The 17,851-nt window shown below is 70.6% G+C and carries 19 protein-coding genes and 1 pseudogene; 7 read left to right on the forward strand and 13 right to left on the reverse strand.

Annotation, left to right across the window (positions count from 1 at the left end):
- Positions 1-132 precede the first annotated feature (132 nt).
- Positions 133-384 (forward strand): annotated as a pseudogene (locus NF20_RS27665) (hypothetical protein); the annotation flags it as partial.
- 60 nt (positions 385-444) lie between these two features.
- On the opposite strand, the gene coaD reads toward NF20_RS27665, so the two are convergent.
- The 5 genes from coaD to NF20_RS11780 all read right to left on the reverse strand — a co-directional run bounded on the left by coaD (position 445) and on the right by NF20_RS11780 (position 4,230).
- Positions 445-927, reverse strand: coding sequence for a pantetheine-phosphate adenylyltransferase (gene coaD / locus NF20_RS11760; RefSeq protein WP_003875043.1), 483 nt, complete (start codon positions 925-927; stop codon positions 445-447).
- A gap of 121 nt (positions 928-1,048) precedes the next feature.
- Entirely contained in the window at positions 1,049-1,603 is a 555-nt protein-coding gene (rsmD, locus tag NF20_RS11765; RefSeq protein WP_033710562.1) for a 16S rRNA (guanine(966)-N(2))-methyltransferase RsmD, read from the reverse strand.
- Between the two features lie 10 nt (positions 1,604-1,613).
- Positions 1,614-2,249 (reverse strand): vitamin K epoxide reductase family protein, encoded by a 636-nt coding sequence (locus NF20_RS11770; RefSeq protein WP_011725691.1) that lies wholly within the window; start codon positions 2,247-2,249, stop codon positions 1,614-1,616.
- Positions 2,246-3,013 (reverse strand): DsbA family protein, encoded by a 768-nt coding sequence (locus NF20_RS11775; protein ID WP_003875040.1) that lies wholly within the window; start codon positions 3,011-3,013, stop codon positions 2,246-2,248. The genes NF20_RS11770 and NF20_RS11775 overlap by 4 nt, the downstream gene beginning before the upstream one ends.
- A 95-nt stretch (positions 3,014-3,108) precedes the next feature.
- A complete protein-coding gene (locus NF20_RS11780; RefSeq protein ID WP_011725692.1) occupies positions 3,109-4,230 on the reverse strand; it encodes an alpha/beta hydrolase in 1,122 nt (373 codons plus the stop codon).
- 332 nt (positions 4,231-4,562) lie between these two features.
- Between NF20_RS11780 and NF20_RS11785 the strand changes: the two genes are divergently transcribed.
- On the forward strand, positions 4,563-5,408 hold the full coding sequence (locus NF20_RS11785) for an aldo/keto reductase (RefSeq protein ID WP_162096997.1): 846 nt from the start codon (positions 4,563-4,565) through the stop codon (positions 5,406-5,408).
- 3 nt (positions 5,409-5,411) lie between these two features.
- Here NF20_RS11785 and NF20_RS11790 read toward each other — a convergent pair whose 3' ends face one another.
- The 4 genes from NF20_RS11790 to NF20_RS11805 all read right to left on the reverse strand — a co-directional run bounded on the left by NF20_RS11790 (position 5,412) and on the right by NF20_RS11805 (position 10,821).
- Positions 5,412-6,128: an HNH endonuclease family protein gene (locus tag NF20_RS11790; protein ID WP_023896292.1), complete on the reverse strand. Its 717-nt coding sequence runs from the start codon at positions 6,126-6,128 to the stop codon at positions 5,412-5,414.
- Positions 6,125-8,341 (reverse strand): ATP-dependent DNA helicase RecG, encoded by a 2,217-nt coding sequence (gene recG, locus NF20_RS11795; RefSeq protein WP_011725694.1) that lies wholly within the window; start codon positions 8,339-8,341, stop codon positions 6,125-6,127. Before recG ends, NF20_RS11790 begins: the two co-directional genes overlap by 4 nt.
- Positions 8,342-8,343: 2 nt before the next feature.
- Complete coding sequence (locus NF20_RS11800) at positions 8,344-10,071, reverse strand: DAK2 domain-containing protein (protein WP_011725695.1); 1,728 nt, start codon at positions 10,069-10,071, stop codon at positions 8,344-8,346.
- Positions 10,072-10,158: 87 nt separating this feature from the next.
- Positions 10,159-10,821: a transglycosylase SLT domain-containing protein gene (locus NF20_RS11805; RefSeq protein WP_003875034.1), complete on the reverse strand. Its 663-nt coding sequence runs from the start codon at positions 10,819-10,821 to the stop codon at positions 10,159-10,161.
- 475 nt (positions 10,822-11,296) lie between these two features.
- On the opposite strand from NF20_RS11805, the gene rpmB reads away from it, so the two are divergent.
- Complete coding sequence (gene rpmB, locus NF20_RS11810) at positions 11,297-11,491, forward strand: 50S ribosomal protein L28 (RefSeq protein WP_003875033.1); 195 nt, start codon at positions 11,297-11,299, stop codon at positions 11,489-11,491.
- A 13-nt stretch (positions 11,492-11,504) separates the two neighbouring features.
- Here the strand turns inward: rpmB and NF20_RS11815 are convergent, their stop codons facing one another.
- Together NF20_RS11815 and NF20_RS11820 are read right to left on the reverse strand one after the other, a co-directional pair.
- The gene (locus NF20_RS11815) at positions 11,505-12,323 is read right to left on the reverse strand and encodes a mycofactocin-coupled SDR family oxidoreductase (protein WP_033712642.1); all 819 of its coding nucleotides are present in this window, start codon (positions 12,321-12,323) and stop codon (positions 11,505-11,507) included.
- Positions 12,324-12,334: 11 nt separating this feature from the next.
- Positions 12,335-13,225 carry an SDR family NAD(P)-dependent oxidoreductase gene (locus tag NF20_RS11820; RefSeq protein WP_011725698.1) on the reverse strand — a complete coding sequence of 297 codons (891 nt, stop codon included), beginning with the start codon at positions 13,223-13,225 and terminating at the stop codon, positions 12,335-12,337.
- 84 nt (positions 13,226-13,309) lie between these two features.
- Here NF20_RS11820 and NF20_RS11825 point away from each other — a divergent pair, with 84 nt between their 5' ends.
- Genes NF20_RS11825 through NF20_RS11835 form a run of 4 tightly spaced genes read left to right on the forward strand, consistent with a single transcriptional unit; the run spans position 13,310 to position 15,953 of the window.
- A complete protein-coding gene (locus NF20_RS11825) occupies positions 13,310-13,753 on the forward strand; it encodes a nuclear transport factor 2 family protein (protein WP_009978214.1) in 444 nt (147 codons plus the stop codon).
- A 4-nt stretch (positions 13,754-13,757) separates the two neighbouring features.
- The gene (locus tag NF20_RS28175) at positions 13,758-13,883 is read left to right on the forward strand and encodes a hypothetical protein (RefSeq protein WP_255250784.1); all 126 of its coding nucleotides are present in this window, start codon (positions 13,758-13,760) and stop codon (positions 13,881-13,883) included.
- Positions 13,876-15,120, forward strand: a complete 1,245-nt coding sequence (locus NF20_RS11830; RefSeq protein ID WP_009978216.1) for a DUF1214 domain-containing protein — start codon at positions 13,876-13,878, stop codon at positions 15,118-15,120. The genes NF20_RS28175 and NF20_RS11830 overlap by 8 nt, the downstream gene beginning before the upstream one ends.
- A gap of 2 nt (positions 15,121-15,122) precedes the next feature.
- The gene (locus tag NF20_RS11835) at positions 15,123-15,953 is read left to right on the forward strand and encodes an oxidoreductase (RefSeq protein ID WP_011725700.1); all 831 of its coding nucleotides are present in this window, start codon (positions 15,123-15,125) and stop codon (positions 15,951-15,953) included.
- 128 nt (positions 15,954-16,081) lie between these two features.
- On the opposite strand, the gene NF20_RS11840 is transcribed toward NF20_RS11835, so the two are convergent.
- Together NF20_RS11840 and NF20_RS11845 are read right to left on the reverse strand one after the other, a co-directional pair.
- A complete protein-coding gene (locus tag NF20_RS11840; RefSeq protein ID WP_011725701.1) occupies positions 16,082-16,765 on the reverse strand; it encodes a uracil-DNA glycosylase in 684 nt (227 codons plus the stop codon).
- 52 nt (positions 16,766-16,817) lie between these two features.
- Positions 16,818-17,765 carry a thiamine-phosphate kinase gene (locus NF20_RS11845; RefSeq protein WP_011725702.1) on the reverse strand — a complete coding sequence of 316 codons (948 nt, stop codon included), beginning with the start codon at positions 17,763-17,765 and terminating at the stop codon, positions 16,818-16,820.
- Between the last annotated feature and the right edge of the window lie 86 nt (positions 17,766-17,851).

Here is a 17,851-nt window from a genome sequence, read left to right on the forward strand (position 1 = left end):
GACCACCAGCCTGGACCCCAACAGGGTTAGGAGACCAATGATTTTTAAGGCCCCGGAGTGTGTCGTCGGTGGCCCGGCACCTACCTATCTCGGGGTAACCGGACGGCTGCCAGGAGGGTATATTAGGAACTTGTCACCAACCTGGTCCTGGTCTGCCCCTATCACCACCGCGCCCACCACCGCGGCGAGATCACCATCACCGGCCCCGCCGACACCCTCCTCGTCACCGACAGCTCCGGGCGCCACCTGAAACCAGGATCACTGGCCCGCAAACCGACCAGACCCCCACCCGCCGTCCCACCCTGTCCCGGACCCCTCGGCCAACGCGCCGACTGGTGGTGGTACGACCCCTTCCAACCCCAACCACCACCGGCGACGAATTAGGCGCGTAGCGTCTAACCGAAACCCTTGCGGGCCAATGCTTTACGTGTCGACCGAGCCGATTCAGGAACGCCCGGAAAGCTTTTCGCGCAAGCGGCGGTTGACCGGTTCGGGCAGCAGCTCCGACACGTCACCGCCGAGCATGGCGACCTCCTTGGCCAGCGACGACGACACGAACGAATAGCGCGGCGCGGTCGCGACGAAAAACGTGTCCACACCGGCGATGTGCTTGTTCATCTGCGCCATCTGCAGCTCGTATTCGAAGTCGGTGCCGGTGCGCAGGCCCTTGACGATGGCGGTCATGCCGCGCGACCTGACGAAGTCGACCACCAGCCCCTGTCCGGCCTCTACCCGCAGGTTGCTCAGATGCGTGGTCGATTCCTCGATCATCGCGATCCGCTCGTCGAGGTCGAACATGCCCTTCTTGGCGGGGTTGGTCAGGATCGCGACCACCACCTCGTCGAATTGGGCCGACGCGCGCTCGAAGACGTCGACGTGGCCCAGCGTCACCGGGTCGAACGACCCGGGGCACACGGCGCCGGTCATGCGGGCCGTCCCGGCCTGGCGGGAGAGTTCGCAGCGGCGCCCATGACGCGCGCCGACGACGAGGCAGAGCGAAAGCGATGCTGAGGAGCGGCGCCCATGACGAACGACGGTACACGCCCGCTCACAGCCGCTCGGCCAGCTCCAAACGAGTGTCGCCGTATACCCGTTGCGGCCAACCGGACCAGCCGGCGGGCCAGCTCAGCGGCGCGCTGCCGGCGGGGCGCTCCATTACCGCGACGCTGCCCGCGCGCACCCAGCCGTGCGCGGCCAGCGCCGCCAGCACGGCGTCGATCTCGGCGGCGCCGACGTCGTAGGGCGGGTCGGCGAGCACCAGATCGACCGCGGTCGCGGTGCCGCCGGCCAGCACGGCCGCGACCGCGCCGCGGCGCAGCGTCGCACCGGGCAGCCCCAGGGTGTCGATGTTGCGGGCGATCACCGCCGCGGCGCGCGGGTCGGACTCGACGAACAGCGCGGTCGCGGCGCCGCGGGAGAGCGCCTCCAGACCCAGGGCGCCCGAACCGGCATAGAGGTCCAGCACCGCCAGGCCGGTCAGCTCGCGGCGCGCGGCCAGGATGTTGAACAGCGATTCGCGGACCCGGTCGGTGGTGGGCCGGGTGCCCCGGGGCGGCACGGCGAGGCGGCGCCCCCCGGCCACGCCGCCGATGATCCGGGTCATCCGCGCGCCCCTACAGCAGCGTCGACCAATAGTCCCAGAACCGGACCATGATCAGCAGAAACACCGCGGTGAACCACAGCGCGACGATCGACCACCGCCACTGGAACAGCAGCCAGCCCGGGCCGGACCGGCTGTCCCCCAGCGCAGGGCGGTAGGCGATCGAGGCGACCACCACCAGCAGCGCGATGGTCACCACCCACACCACCATGCAGTACGGGCACAGCGCGCCGATGCGATACAGGCTCTGGAAGATCAGCCAGTGCACGAACACCGCGCCGACCACCAGACCCGCCGTCAGTCCGATCCAATACCATTGCGGCAGAACCACTTTCGTCACCGCCAGCAGGCCGGTGACCACCACCACGGTGAACGCCACCAGGCCGAGCAGCGGGTTGGGGAAGCCCAGCAGCGACGCCTGCGGGGTGATCATCACCGACCCGCAGGACAGGATCGGGTTGATGTTGCAGGACGGCACATACGCCGGGTCGAGCAGGATGTCGATCTTCTCCAGCGTCAGCGTCACCGACGCGACCAGGCCGATCACCCCGGCGACCAGCACCGACCAGGCGCTCAGCGCCGGCACTGCCGGCCCGGCCGGCGAATCCGGGGTCAGGCCGGTCGCTTCCGTCGCCACCGCACCGGTCACATGGCGGCCGGCGCGACCGCGCCGTCCAGCCCCGGGATGTCGCCCACGATCTCCTTGATCTTGCCGACCAGGGCATCGGGCGTGGACGGGTCGTAGTCCTCGCCGTTGATCTTGATCGTCGGCGTGGCGCGGATCTTGGCGGCCGCCGCCTCGCCGGTGACCTTGGCGATGTACTTGCCGCTGTTGATGCAGTCCGGAACCTTGCCCACCACGCCGGATTCGCGGGCGAGCTCGATCAGCCGCGCGTTGTCCGGGAACGTCTTGCCGGTCTCGCTGGGCTGGATGGCGGTGCTGAACAAAGCGGTGTGGAACCGGCGGAACGCGTCCAGGGACTCGTCGGCGACGCACAGCGCCGCGGCGCCGGCCCGCGACGAATAGTTCTGGTTTCGCGGGCTGTCGAGGATCGACACCATGGAGTAGTCGGCCGCGATGGCGCCGAGGTCGATCAGCTTGGACACCGTGGGGCCGAAGGTGCGCTCGAAGTTGCCGCAGGCCGGGCACAGGAAGTCCTCGTAGAGGGTCACGACGGCCTTGGGGTTGCTGCTGCCGGGCTGGGTGATCAGCTTGCTCGACGTCACCCGCACGGTGTCGCCGGCGCCGGTGGGCCCGGCCTTCTTGTGGTGCGAGGTCACGATGTAGAAGACCAGGGCGACGGCGAAGATGACGACGAACGCGGTGCCGCCGATCTGGACGAGTCGCCCGGACTTACCGCCGGAGGCCGACTTCATGTCGAATCGCGGGGGACGTTTGGGGTTGTCGGCCACGGGTTCCCTGATCTTTCGTCACTCGAGTTGTCGGTCTGCCGACAAAGCGATCGGACAAGGCGCCTCTAGATTACCGGCGCCGCCCGTCGCACGGATCAGACCCGGCTCAGGTGCGCGCGCAGCGCCGAGATCAACTCGCTGGTGGCCACCATGCTGTCGCCGCCGAGCTGGAACAGGTTGGCGAAGCCGTGCGTCAGCGAACCCAGGTACCGCAGGTCCACCGGGGTGCCGGCGGCGCGCAGCGCCTCGGCGTAGCTCTGGCCCTCGTCGCGCAGCGGGTCGAAGCCGGCCACCGCGATCAGCGCCGGGGCCAGGCCGGCGAGCGATTCGGCCAGCGCCGGCGATACCCGCGGGTCCGTCCGGTCCAGCCCCGAGTTCCGCAGGTACTGCGATTCGAACCAGTCGATGTCGCGCTTGGTCAGCAGGAAGCCGCGGGAGAACAGGCTCAGCGACCGGGTCCGGGCGGTGAAGTCGGTGCGCGGGTAGATCAGCCACTGCAGCACCGGTGCCGGGCCGCCCGCGTCGCGGGCCAGCTGGCTGACGACGGCGGCCAGGTTGCCGCCGGCGCTGTCGCCGCCGACCGCCACCCGCCCGGGGATCGCGCCCAGCTCGCCGGCATGCTCATGCGCCCAGGTGAAGGCGGCGTACGCGTCGTCGATGGCGGCCGGCGCGGGATGCTCGGGCGCCAGCCGGTAGTCGATCGACAGCACGTGGATGCCGGCGTCGCGGCAGGTCAGCCGGCACAGCGAGTCGTGGGTGTCCAGGTCGCCGATCGACCAGCCGCCGCCGTGGTAGAAGACCAGCAGCGGGGCCTGGGTCTCGCCGCCGGCGGGCCGATAGTGCCGCGCCGGGATGTCGCCGGCCGGGCCGGGCAGCGCCAGTTCGGCGACGTCGACGTGGATCTGCGGGCCGGGGAACCCCACCGTGGACTCGTGCATCTGGGCGCGGGACAGCTCGGGGTCGTCGTCGACCACCAGGCCGTCGATGCCGACGGCGCGCAGACCGGACAGCATCAGCTGCAGGGTCGGGTCGAGCGTGTTGCCGTCGATGATGACCGAGCGGCCGCGCACCAGGCCGCGGCGCACGGCGGTCGGGATCCACGGGATGACCTTGACCCCGACGCTGGTGACTGCGCCCTGGATGCGGTTGGTCAGCGGCATCGACCCGCGCTGTACGCCGGGGTCGACGGGTGCGGTGTCGGTCAGCGGCTTGGTCATGGAGCTACTCCCCCTCGCACGAACGTGGTACCGCCCGACGGCGAACGGTTGTTCACTGCCGCGTCGTCGCCGTCGTCACGGAGGCTAACTGTACGTGGTGGCCCGCCCGGTGCTGAAGGGCGCGGATGGACACCTGCCCAGGTCGTGGTGAGGAGACATTTGCTCACTCGGTAAGATCGTGATCCCAAAGTCGGTGAAGCCTTCACGGATTGCGAGCAACTTCGACGTGTTCGATTTCGATTTCGGCGCCGAAACGGCGTTGACCTCCTCGCGCGATGACGGCCCCCGGCTCGATGCACACGAACGTTTGACTTCACAGGCAGGTGAATGAATTGACTGGCGAGTCGGGCTCCGCCGCACCCTCGATTGCTCTCAACGACGAAAACACGATGCCGGTGCTGGGCCTCGGTGTCGCGGAGTTGTCGGATGACGAGACCGAACGCGCGGTGTCGGCGGCGCTGGAGGTCGGCTGCCGGCTCATCGACACCGCCGCGGCCTACGGCAACGAGGCCGCCGTCGGGCGCGCCATCGCCGCCTCGGGGATCCCGCGCGCCGAGCTGTTCGTCACCACCAAGCTGGCCACCTCCGACCAGGGCTTCAAAGGGGCGATGGACGCCTGCGAGGCCAGCCTGGAGCGGCTCGGGCTGGACTACGTCGACCTGTACCTGATTCACTGGCCGGCCCCCGCGCTGGGCACCTACGTGAACTCCTTCGGCGGCATGATCCAGTCCCGCGGCAACGGCCACGCCCGCTCGATCGGCGTCTCCAACTTCACCGAGGAGTACCTGACGACGGTCATCGACCTCACGTTCGTCACCCCGGCGGTCAACCAGATCGAGCTGCACCCGCTGCTCAACCAGGAAGCGCTGCGCAAGACCAACGCCGAGCACAACGTGGTCACCCAGTCCTACACGCCGCTGGCGCTGGGCAAGCTGAACGACCACCCGACGGTGAACTCGGTGGCCGCCGAATACGGCAAGACCGCGTCGCAGGTGCTGCTGCGGTGGAACCTGCAGTTGGGCAACGCGGTGATCTTCCGGTCGGCCAACGCCGAGCACATCGCCAGCGACTTCGACGTGTTCGACTTCGAGCTGGCCGCCGAGCACATGGATGCCATCAACGCGCTCAACGACGGCACCCGGCTGCGCCCGGACCCCGACACCTACGAGGGCTCCTAACCGCTACCCCGTGGGGCAGGTGGCCGCGGCCTGACGCAGCACACCGGTGGACGCCTGGTCCACGGGCAGAGCATAGCCGCGCAGCACCGCGATGAACTGCATGGCGTATTGGCAGTGGAACGCCGCGTTCGGCGGCATCCACTGCGCGGGCGCCGCATCGCCCTTGTCCTGGTTGGCCTGCCCGTCGACGGCCAGCAGGTTGGCCGGATCGTTGGCGAACCGCAGCCGCTCGGGCCCCGGCCACGCGTAGGCGCCCATGTCCCAGGCGTAGGCGAGCGGGACGATGTGGTCGATCTGGACGGACTCGCCGACCTTGGGGCCGCGCTGGAAGGCGATGGTCTTGTTGGTGTACGGGTCGTGCAGCGTGCCGGTGGCCACCGCGTCCGGACACCGCTTGACCGACACATACGTCTTGTCGACGAGATCGCGGTTGAGGATGTCGTCGCGGGTGTCACATCCGTTGTGCCCCATGGGCGCATCGTTGTCGTCGTCCCAGGCGTCGCCGAACGCCGAGCGCAGGTAGTCGTAGCGATGCTGGCGCACCGGCAGCACCGCGATGCCGGCCAGCACGTCGGTGCCCGGCTGCACGGTCGGAACGTCCGCGCGCGCAGCGTATTCGGCGGTATGCCGGGTCGAGGAGCCGACGGCCTGGTAGGCGACCAGCACGGCCAGCGCGGCGGCCGCGGCCAGCCACAGCAGCACCTTGCGGTTGACGTTCATGACTTGTCCAGGTATTCGATGCGGTCGGTGTCGGTGAATCGTGCGGCCAGCACCGACAATCCGGGGTCGAAGCGGTTACCGGCGTAAGCCTGGACGCAGAAGTCGCGGGCGGCCTCGATGTACTCCTGGTGGTCGGCCAGACTCAGCAGCCGCAGCGTGACCGCCCTGCCGGACTGGTTGCGGCCCAACACATCTCCCTCCCGTCGCTCCTTGAGGTCGAGGTCGGCCAGCGCGAAGCCGTCCATCGTCTCGGCCACCGCGGTCAGCCGCCGGCCGGCCGGCGAGTCCGGCGCGGCCCAGCTGGCGAACAGGCACAGGCTGGGATGCTCGCCGCGCCCGATCCGCCCGCGCAGCTGGTGCAGCTGGCTGATGCCGAACCGGTCGGCGTCCATCACCAGCATGACGGTGGCGTTGGGGACGTCCACGCCCACCTCGATCACGGTGGTACACACCAGCACATCGATGTCGCCGGCGCGGAACGCGGCCATCACGGCGTCCTTCTCCTCGGCCGAGAGCCGGCCGTGCATCAGTCCGAGCCGCAGCTGCGCCAGCTCCTGGGAGCGCAGCCGGGCGTAGAGCCCCTCGGCGGTTTCGGGCGCCTTGGCGTTCTGGTCCGCCGCCCCGTCGTCGTCGCTCTCGTCGATGCGCGCCGCCACCACGTAGGCCTGACGCCCGGCGGCCACCTCTTCGCCGATGCGCCGCCACGCCCGACCCAACCAGGCGGGCTTGTCCTTGACGAAGATGACGTTGCTGGTGATGGGCTGGCGCCCGCGCGGAAGTTCGCGCAGCGTCGAGGTTTCCAGGTCTCCGTACACGGTGAGCGCCACGGTGCGCGGTATCGGCGTCGCCGTCATCACCAGCAGATGCGGCGTCACCCCGGGACGGGCCTTGGCGCGCAACCGATCTCGCTGCTCGACACCGAAGCGGTGCTGTTCGTCGACCACCACCATGCCCAGGTTGTGGAACTCCACCGCGTCCTGCAGCAACGCGTGGGTACCGACGACGATCCCCACCTGGCCGCCGGCCACCTCGTCGCGCACCTGTTTCTTCTGCGCCGCGGTCATCGACCCGCTGAGCAACGCCAACCTTGTGGCGTTGTCAGCCCCACCCAGCTGGCCGGCCATCGCCAACGGGCCGAGCACGTCGCGGATCGACCGAAGATGTTGCGCAGCAAGCACTTCCGTCGGCGCCAGCAGCGCGCACTGGTAGCCGGCGTCGACCATCTGCAGCATCGCCAGCACCGAGACGATGGTCTTGCCGGAGCCCACCTCGCCCTGCAGCAGCCGATTCAGCGGCCGGGTCGACGCGAGCCCGTCGGACAGCACGTCCAGCACCTCCCGCTGTCCGGCGGTCAACTCGAAGGGCAAGCGCCGCAACAGTTCCGCGGCCAGCCCGTCCGGGCGGGGCGGGGCCGGCGGCCCGGATTCGGAGAGCTCGCCGTGCCGGCGGGCCACCAGCGCCCACTGCAAACCCACGGCCTCGTCGAAGGTCAGGCGCTCGCGTGCCCGCTGCCGGCGGGCCTCGCTCTCGGCGAGATGGATGTCGCGCAGCGCCTGGTCCTCGCACACCAGGTCGAATTTCGCGCGCAGCGGCTCGGGCAGCGGGTCGGGCACCGGGTCGAGCACGTCGAGCACCAGGCGCACGCACGAAAAGATGTCCCAGCTCTGCATTTTCGTGCTGGCCGGATAGATCGGGAAGAAGTGGCGTTCGTAGGCGTCCAGCACCTCTTCGCCGCTGGCGCCGGAGGCGTTGGCGATGTTCATCAGGGATCGGGTGCCCTTGTTGCGGCCGTCCGGGGAGTCGAGGATGAGGAAGGCCGGGTGCGTGAGCTGCATGACGTTCTTGAAGAAGCCCACCTCGCCGGAGAGCATCACCTTGGTGCCCTCGGTGAGGCCCTTTTTCAGGTAGTTCGCGTTGAAGAAGGTGGCGGTCACCTTGTTGCGGCCCGCACCCAGCGTGATGCGGTGGCACACCTTCTTCGGGGTTTTCTTCATCGGCCACGTCTTGGTTTCGGTGATCGTGTCGATGATGGTGATGTGCTCGCCGGCCGGCGGCCGCTCGTCGTCGGCGCCCCAGCGGCTCGCCCCCTCGGTGTAGCTGCGCGGGTAGTGGCGCAGCAGGTCGTCGACGGTGCGGATGCCGAACAACTCCTCGAGCTGTTCGGCGGCCTTGGCTCCCACCACGAAGTCCAGCCGGTCGGTCAGCGAGGCCATCGCTATTCGACCCCGATCAGCAGCACGTCGCCGTGGTGGCCGGTGCGGTAGGTGACCAGCTCGGTGCCCGGGTGATGGTCGTGCATGTGTTCTTCCAGGATGTCGACGACCGCGCCGGCATGAGCATCCGAGCCGTCGGCGTCGAGGCCGGCGCCCAGCAACACCGTCACCAGGTCGCCGCCCGAGGCCAGCAGCAGATCGAGCAGGCCGATCGCCGCCCCGACCGCGTCGGCGGCCACGATCAGCACCTCACCGCCGGCGATGCCCAGGCCGTCGCCGGGCCGGCAGCTCCCCGCCCAGGTCAACGCGGTCTCGGTGGCGATGCGCACCGAGCCGTGCCGCGCCGCCCCGGCGGCGCGGGCCATGGTGTAGCCGTCGTCGACGGCCTGCCGGCCGGTGTCGTGCACGGCCAGCGCGGCCAGCCCCTGCACCATCGACTCGGTCGGGATGGGCACCACGTCGATGCCCCAGCCGATGGCCGCGGTGCAGCCGGCGACCAGCTCCTCGGCGGCCACATAACCGTTGGGCAGCACCATCACCTGCGCGGCGCCGGTGTCGACGACGGCCCGCATCAGCTGGTGCGCGCTGATCGTGGTCACCGGGTCGGCCGCGGCCGGGTCACGCTGCAGCACGCAGGCGCCCTCACCGGAGAACAGGCCGGCCGCGCCGTCGCCGTCGACGACGGCCAGCACCGCGCGTTCCCGCGTCCAGCCGCCCGCGGGCAGCCCGGGGCCGCCGGAGCTCAACGCCGAGATCACGATGCGGCTGAGCCGTCCGGCCGCCAGCCCGGCTTCCACGGCGGCGCCGGCATCGTCGGTATGCACGTGCACCGAATAGGTGTGCTGGGCCGACGACGGCGCCGAGGCGATGCCGACCGAATCGCCCAGCTCGGTGAGCCGGTCGCGCAGCGCGTCGGCCGCCGCGGGCGCGCAGTCGTCCAGCCGGTACATCACCTCGAACTGCGGCGCCGGGCGGGGCGCGGCGGCCTCCGGTGCGGCCGTCCGCGGCGCGAGCCGGTAGACGGTGCGGGCCGGCGCCTGCCCGGTGATGGTGGTGCGCAGGGCGTCCAGCAGCACCAGCAGCCCCCGCCCGCCTGCGTCCACGGCGCCGGCGTCGGCCAGCACGTCGAGCTGCTCGGGCGTCTTCTCCAGGGCGATCACCGCCGCGTCGCCGGCGGCGATGACCGCCGCGGTGACTCCCTCGCCGGCCCGTGCGCACTGCGCCACGGCGGTGGCGGCCGCGCGCAGCACCGAGACGATGGTCCCCGGGATCTCCTCACCACCCATCGAGGCGATGACCAGCTCCACGCCGCGCTGCAGCGCCGCACCCAGCACGGCCGCCTCGATGTGCGCCAGCTGACCGCCGGCCCGGGCGGCGGCCGTCGCGGTGACGTCGGCGACGCCGCGCAGGATCTGCGACAGGATCACCCCGGAGTTGCCGCGGGCGCCGTTCAGCGCGCCGGTGGACAGCGCCGCGGCGGCCCGGGCGACGCAGCCGGGGCCGCCGGCCGCCTGCAGCTCGGCCAGCGCCGAGCGCATGGTGAACAGCATGTTGGCGCCGGTGTCGGAGTCGGCGACGGGGAAGACGTTGAGCCGGTTGATCTCGTCGATGTGGGTGATCAGGTCACTGACGGCGGTGTGCGCCCAGTCCCGCAGGGCCGCCGCGTCCAGCGGACGATCGTGCGAGGTCCACGAACTGCCCAGGGTTACCCACCTCCTCTGCGCCGCCACCCGGTGGGCGCCAGCGTAGCCCGGCGACGCGGGCGCTGCGCCCGGTTACTCCCCGCCGGTGAGGAAGATCGGGTACCGCGGGCGCGGCTAATAACCCTGCCGGATACCGGGATTGGCCTGCCCCACCAGCAGCCGCTGATTGCTGCCGTCGGGGCTGACGCCGTAGCGGCTCATCTGATAGTTCATCGACGCGCACGCGGCGGCCACCGGATCCCACGCCGAATTCGACGTCCCAGGCTGGTGGAAGGCCGCGAACGTGTCCGGCATCAGCTGCCACGGGCCCCGCGTGGCGTGCAGCGGGCCGCCGTCGAGCTGGGCCGGCCCATACGCGTTGCTGTCGGCCAGGTTGATCGCCGCCGAGTGAAACTGGGATTCGTGGTCGGCGATCGTCATCATGCCGTCGATCCAGCGGCCACGGGCCGACGCGTCGGTGACCCCGATCCGCGTCAGCGCCTCCTCGAGGTAGCCGCGGATCGCCTCGGGGCCGTCCGCCCACGCTCCGCGACCGTCGAACGCGACCTGGCGCAGCTGGATACCGCCACGCACGGCGGCCACCTCGTGCACCGCGGGACGGGGCTCCGCGGGCGGCCACCACCACGTCGGCGCGGCCCGAGGGGCTCGCGATGCTCTCGGGCCGGGGCCGCCCTGGCCGATGTCGGACTGCCCGCCCACCGCCGTCGGGCAATTGACCGACTCGCTACCGATGGCGAGACTGCCCAGGGCCGCCACCACCGCGTAGGCCGTCGCCATTCGGCGCAGCCTCAAAACCCACCGTCGTACGTCCACCGGAGAGCCACGCCGGGTTTCGGCGCGGGCTGGACCGGCGGTGTTTTCGGCGCGCGCAACCACCCCGCGCACTCCCCTCGAACTGCCGATATTTGCTTCCCAGCCTCATCCGCAGCTCCGCGCGGGCCGGCACCGCCGGGAAGAAGACTTCAGCCCAACCGGCGCGCCTTCCGCGCCTGGTACAGGCAGCGACCGCGCCGACCATCGGCGGCGCCGCCATCCTAACGACCGCGCGCGCCGGCAACCTCGCTGCGAGCCGGTATTGTGATCGACTCCATGTCGGCGGCGGGCATGGCTCCAGCGCACAGTGACCGCACGTCAGCGTTTTGGTGGTTGCCCCGACAGTCGGTATCCTCGGTTGGGCCCGGGCGAACCCGGGCCGTCCCGGCCGCGGAGGCAGACCGCCGAGCCGGACCCCGAGATTTGAGGAGCTTGAACCATGGCCGCTGTGTGCGACATCTGCGGGAAAGGCCCCGGCTTCGGCAAGTCGGTGTCGCACTCCCACCGCCGCACCAGCCGCCGGTGGAACCCGAACGTCCAGACGGTGCACGCGGTCGCCCGTCCGGGCGGCAACAAGCAGCGCCTCAACGTGTGCACCTCGTGCATCAAGGCCGGCAAGGTCGTCCGGGGCTGACCAGTCCCGTCGCTCACATGGCGACGTGGCCGGCGTCCACCGGGATGGCCACCCCCGTCACGTAGCGTGACCGCGGCCCGGCCAGCCACAGCACCGCCTCGGTGACGTCGCGCGACTCGACCAGCGGCACCTCGGGCAGCAGGGTCTGCGACAGCGCCGGGTTCGGATTCTCCAGCATCCGGTTCACCACGAAATCGTTGAGGATCATCGGCGTCGCGACCCCGCTCGGGTGTACCGAGTTCACCCGAATCTTCTGCGGCGCATAGGCATTCGCCGCCGAGCGCATCAGGCCGACCACACCGTGTTTGGACGCGGCGTAGGCGAACATCGCCGCGCTGCCGTCGCCGCCGCGCCCGGTCAGACCCTGCGACGAACTGACCAGCACCACCGAGCCGCCGCGGCCCTTGCGCACGATCGAGGGCACCGTCGCCAGCATGGTGTGCCACACGCCCTTGAGGTTGGTGTCGACGATCGTGTTGAACACCGGTTCGGACTCGGCCTCGGTGACGCCGATGGCCACCCCGGCGTTGGCGACGACGACGTCGATGTCGCCGAGCCGGTCGATGCCCGCCTGCACCCCGACCCGCAACGCCTGCAGGTCGCGGACGTCGGCGATCACCGGAACCGCTGCGCGGCCTGCGGATTCGACCAGCCGCACGGTTTCGGCGAGCTCGGCGTCGGTGCCCAGGGCGTAGGGAATGGCCGGCAGGTCGGCGCAGATGTCGACGACGATGACGTCGGCGCCCTGCTGCGCCAGCGCGACGGCGTGGCTGCGGCCCTGCCCGCGCGCGGCGCCGGTGACGACGGCGACCGTGTTGTCGAATTCGCCCATGGCCGACCTCCCTAGACCCTCAGTTCCGTGCCGGTCTCGCGCTCGGCGAAGGCCACCAGTCGCGCGGCCGTGTCGTAATCGCAGGCCAGCGGGGTGCGCCCGATCAGCACCGGGCCGCCGCGCAGCCCGAACCTGCCGCTGACCCCGACGTAGCTGCCGGGCGGGATCGGCTCGCTGATGCAGTACAGGGTGGGCGCCGCGCCCTCGTCGATGTCGTTGGCCAGCCGGTCGGCCACCATTTTGACCGCCTTGTGCGCCGCCGCCTTCAGCGGCGCGTCGCCCAGGTTGGACAGGTTCGACGCCACCCAACCCGGGTGGGTCAGCTGGGTGACGATCGGCGACCCCGCCGCGCGCAGCCGGCGGTCCAGCTCGAGCCCCCACAGCATGACCGCGAGCTTGGACTGCGCGTAGGCGCCCAGCCGGGTCCACTTGTGCCGGCGCAGATGCAGGTCGTCGAGGTGCAGCGTCGCCGAGCGGTGCGCGTCGGAGCCGACGTTGATGATCTGGCTGCGCACCTTGGGCAGCAGCAGGTTGGTCAGCGCGAACGGCCCGAGCAGGTTGGTGCCCAGCGTCATCTCGAAGCCGTCGACCGTCTCGGTGCGCCGGTCGGTCAGGGCGCCGGCGTTGTTGATCAGGATGTCCACCGGCGCCTCGATCCGGTCGGCGAAGGCGCGCACCGACGACAGGTCGGCCAGGTCGAGTTTTTCCACGGCGGTCGACCCGCCCATCTGGGCCGCGCGTTGCTTCCCGAGTTCGGTGTTGCGCACGGCCAGGATCACCTCGGCGCCGGCCTTGGCCAGGGCACGGGCGGTGCCCAGCCCGACGCCGTTGGTGGCTCCTGTCACGATCACGCGTTTGCCGGTGAGGTCGCCCAGCCGGTCCGGGGTCCACGGTATGGTCACGGCGAACCAGAGTAATGGTCGGTTCTATGTAAGTTGGACCGGTTCTGCCAACATAAGAGCCGACGACTCCCGAGGCGGTTCGACATGACTGACAGCGCCACCGAGATCACCAACCTCATCTACACCTACGCGCAGCTGCTCGACGGCGGCGACCTGGACGGGGTGGCCCGGCTCTTCGAACACGGCCGGATCTGCGGCGTGCAGGACGGCCCGCCGGAAACGGTGTTCGCCGGCTCGGCCCGGGTGCGCCAGATGTACGAGATGGCCACCCGCATCTACGAGGACGGCACCCCGAAGACCAAACACAACACCACCAACGTGCAGCTCGACATCGACGAGGAGCGGGGCACCGCGCGCAGCACCTCCTACTACTGCGTCACCCAGGCCACGCCCGAGCTGCCGTTGCAGGTCATCGTCACCGGGCATTACCAGGACACGTTCCACCGGGTGGACGGCGCCTGGTGCTTCGAGAGCCGGACCATGTTCGTCGACCAGGTCGGCGACGTCAGCCACCATCTGAAGTTCTGACCAGGTGAAGCCCTTCGACCCGGACGCCGTGCTGGCCGACTACGGGCTGCGGCCCGAGCAGGTGGACGAGCCATTTACCTTGTACCGCAAGCGTTTTGGTGAATATATTGGAGGAACAGCGGATGCCTGAGCACCCGGTCGCGACCCGCTCCCAGCACGAGCAGGAACTCGCCGCGCTCGATTTGATCGAGCACCCGACCGTCAGGGCCGCCTACCGGTCGGTGGCGCAGACCTGGCTGGGCCGGGCCAACGCGTCGGACGCGATGCGCGCACGGTTCGACGACGCGTTCGCCGAGGTGATGTTCTCGGCGGCGATCTGGTCGTCCAATCAGGACAAGCTGCGGCCGAAGGTCAGCTGCATCACCCGGCTGGCGCATCCCGTGGACGGCCGCCGGGTTCCCGGATCACGTTGGGGCATCGACAATCCCGACAGCGTGTACCGGGTAATCCCGATCTCCGGTGAGGAGCGCTACGAGATCCACGGGCGGGTCGGCGAACACCGGATGACCGAGAACTACTTCACGCTGTGGGACGCCCGGATGGGCACCATCGACGTGCTCAACGGCCGCACCATGCGGGTCGAGCCGGACGGCAGCTTCACCATCACCGTGGACGCGCAACCCGCCAACGGCCGCCCCAATCATGTGCGGACGTCGGCTGCGGCGCACGAGTTCTACATCCGCGACGTGCTGCTGGACTGGGACCGCGACGACCCCAATTACTTCGAGGTGCAACGGCTCGGTGGCCCGCCGGCGACACCGGCGCGCACCCTCGACGAGCAGGCCGAGGCGACCGCGGCGATGATGGCCTACTTCGCCGATTTCACCGGCAAGCTCAGCCACGGCGTGTACAAGATGCCGGCCAACCGTTTCGATCTGGCCTGGTCGGCGGAGAAGGCCGGCGCGATGCGCAACCAGGCGTACGTGATGGGCCGCTTCGACCTCGCACCGGACGAGGCGTTCGTCGTCGAGGTGAATGATGGTGGCGCGGAATACTTCACGGTGCCGCTGAGCAACATCTGGGGCACCACCCTGGACATCGTCGACCGCACCGGCAGCCTCAACAAGGCGCAGTCGGTCGCCAACGAGGACGGCAGCTACACCTACGTGATCGCGCCCACCGATCCGGGCGTGGCCAACTGGATCGACTCCGACGGCCTGCGCGAGGCCATCCTGACGCTGCGGATGGCCGAGTTCGGCGAGCACGGCCCCCGCGAAGACCTCGGCGCCCGCGGCCGCGTCGTCAAGCTGGACCGGCTCGACACCGAGGTGGCGCACCTGCCGCGGGTGAGCCCGCAGCAGCGGGCCGCCGAACTCGCGCAGCGCCGGGCCGGCTATCTGCGCCGCCTACCCGAAGGGACGATCTAGCGATGGCACGCTGGCTGATCACGGGATGCTCCACCGGCCTCGGCCGCGAAATCGCCGGTGCGGCACTGCAAGCCGGCCACCGCGTGGTGGTGACGGCACGACGGGCCGACGCCGTTCGGGGTTTTGCCGAGGAATTCGGCGAGCTGGCGCTGCCGGTCGCGCTCGACGTGACCGACCGCGACCAGATCGCCGCCGCGGTGGCCGCGGCCGACGCGGCGTTCGGCGGCATCGACGTGCTGGTGAACAACGCCGGGCACGGCTACCTGTCGGCGGTGGAAGAGGGCGAGGACGCCGAGGTGCGAAAGCTGTTCGACGTCAACTACTTCGGTGCGGTCGACATGATCAAGGCGGTGCTTCCGGGCATGCGCGCCCGCGGCTGCGGGCACATCGTCAACATCTCGTCGATGACCGGCCTGGTGGCCAACCCGCCCAACGCCTACTACTCGTCGACCAAGTTCGCGCTGGAGGCCGTCACCGAGGCGCTCGCCGCCGAGGTCCGCCCGTTGGGTATCAAGGTGACCGCGATCGAGCCGGGGGCCTTCCGCACCGATTGGGCCACCCGATCGATGAAGGAGTCCGGCACGCCGATCGCCGACTACACCGACGTCGCGGCGCGCAAGGACCTGATCAAACAGTTCGCCGACCACCTGCCCGGCGACCCGCGCAAGGTGGCCGAGGCGGTGCTGATGGTGACCGGGCTGGACGAGCCGCCGCTGCGGCTGCTGCTCGGACGCGACGTGCTCAAGGCCATGCGGGACAAGATCGCCGCGATGTCGGCGTCGATCGACGAGTGGGAGGCCGTCACCAAGGACGTGAACTTCCCGGGCGCGTAGGCCGCTGTCGCCGCTGCGGCCCGCGAGCGTCACGCCAGCGTGACGGCCGCCGGCCCAGCGTCACGCCAGCGTGACGGCCACGGCCGCGCGTCACGCCAGCGTGACGGGCGCCGGCCCAACCGCGAGCGTCAGGGCAGCCGCCAGTCGATCTCGTCGGCGCCCATCTCGGCCAGCAGCTTGTTGGCCCGGCTGAACGGCCGTGACCCGAAGAACCCCCGCGACGCCGACAGCGGAGACGGGTGCGGCGACTCGATGGCCACGCAATTACCTTGGGCCAGAATCGGTTTCAGGGTCGAGGCGTCACGGCCCCACAGGATGGCCACCAGGGGCTGCTGGCGCGCCGTCAGCGCCCGGATGGCGCACTCGGTCACCGGCTCCCAGCCCTTGCCCCGGTGCGACGCCGGGTTGCTGGGGCGCACGGTGAGCACCCTGTTCAGCAGCAGCACGCCGCGCTGCGCCCAGGGCGTCAGGTCGCCGCACGAGGGCGGCGGGTGGCCCAGGTCCGCGGTGTACTCCTGGAAGATGTTGGCCAGGCTGCGCGGCAGCGGCGACACGTCGGGTGCCACCGAAAAGCTCAGCCCCACAGCGTGTCCCGGCGTCGGATAGGGATCCTGCCCGACGATGAGCACCTTGACCTCGTCGAAGGGATAGGTGAACGCGCGCAACACGTTTGGGCCGGCCGGCAGGTACCGGCGCCCGGCCGCGATCTCGGCCCGCAGAAACTGCCCCATCCGGGCGACCTGCTCGGCCACCGGCTGCAACGCACGCGCCCAGCCGGGCTCGACGAGTTCACTCAGCGGGCGCGCCGTCATCGCCGGCCCCCGCCGGCCGCGGGATCGGTCACTTTGAGATCACCGGGCCACCCTAGTACGACTGCCAGCCGGCGGGGCCGCTCCACTCCCGCTCGTCGACCAGCACCCGGGCCGGGCCGTCGAGAACCCGCCCGATGATGCGCCAGCCGGCCGGCGCGGGCCCGGGGAAACAGGCCACCAGGGCGTGGTCCTCACCGCCGGTCAGCACCCACGGCCAGGCGTCGACGCCCACCGCGGCCGCCGCGGCCGCCACCGCGTCACGGTCGGCGGCCAGCGCCGCGGTGGACACGTCCATGCCCACCCCGGACGCCTCGGCGACGTGCCGCAGGTCGGCGATCAGGCCGTCGGAGACGTCGATCATCGCCTGCGCTCCCCCGGCCGCGGCCACCGCACCCTGGCCGTAGGGCGGCTGCGGCACCGCATGCCGGCGGCGCAGCTCGTCGAACCCGCCAATCTGATTGCGCCACAGGTCAAATCCCGCCGCGGATCGGCCCAGGTCGCCGGCCACGGCGATCAGCGCGCCGGGTTCGGCGCCGGCGCGGCACACCGGGGAGCGCCCGTCCAGCTCGCCGAGCGCGGTGACCGAGATGACCCACTGCGGGCAGCTGACCAGATCGCCGCCGGCGATGCCGGCCCCCACCCGCTGCGCCTCGTCCCACATGCCGTCCACTAGCGCGTCCACCTGCGCCGCCGCGGTCTGGCCGGGAGCGCCGAAGCCCACCACGAACGCCGTGGGCCGCGCGCCCATCGCCTCGATGTCCGCGGCGTTCTGCGCGATCGCCTTGCGGCCGATGTCGTGCGGCGTCGACCAGTCGAGCCGGAAATGCCGGTCCTGCACCAGCATGTCGGTCGACACCACCACGCGGCCGTCGCCGGTCGTCACCAGCGCGGCGTCGTCGCCGGGCCCGAGGGTCACCGCGGCCGGCTGCCGGCGCCCGGCCACCAGCCGGTCGATGACGCCGAATTCGCCGAGTTGCCGCAGCGTCGATTCGTCCCGCACGCCACCACCATAGGGCTGTCGCCCGGGCGGGCCGACCGCCAATACTGGGAAGCCGGGTAACAGTGGCCCGACAGACAAGGAGGTGC

It is taken from the genome of Mycobacterium sp. MAC_080597_8934 (assembly GCF_000523975.1).
GTDB classification, from domain to species: Bacteria; Actinomycetota; Actinomycetes; order Mycobacteriales; family Mycobacteriaceae; genus Mycobacterium; species Mycobacterium avium.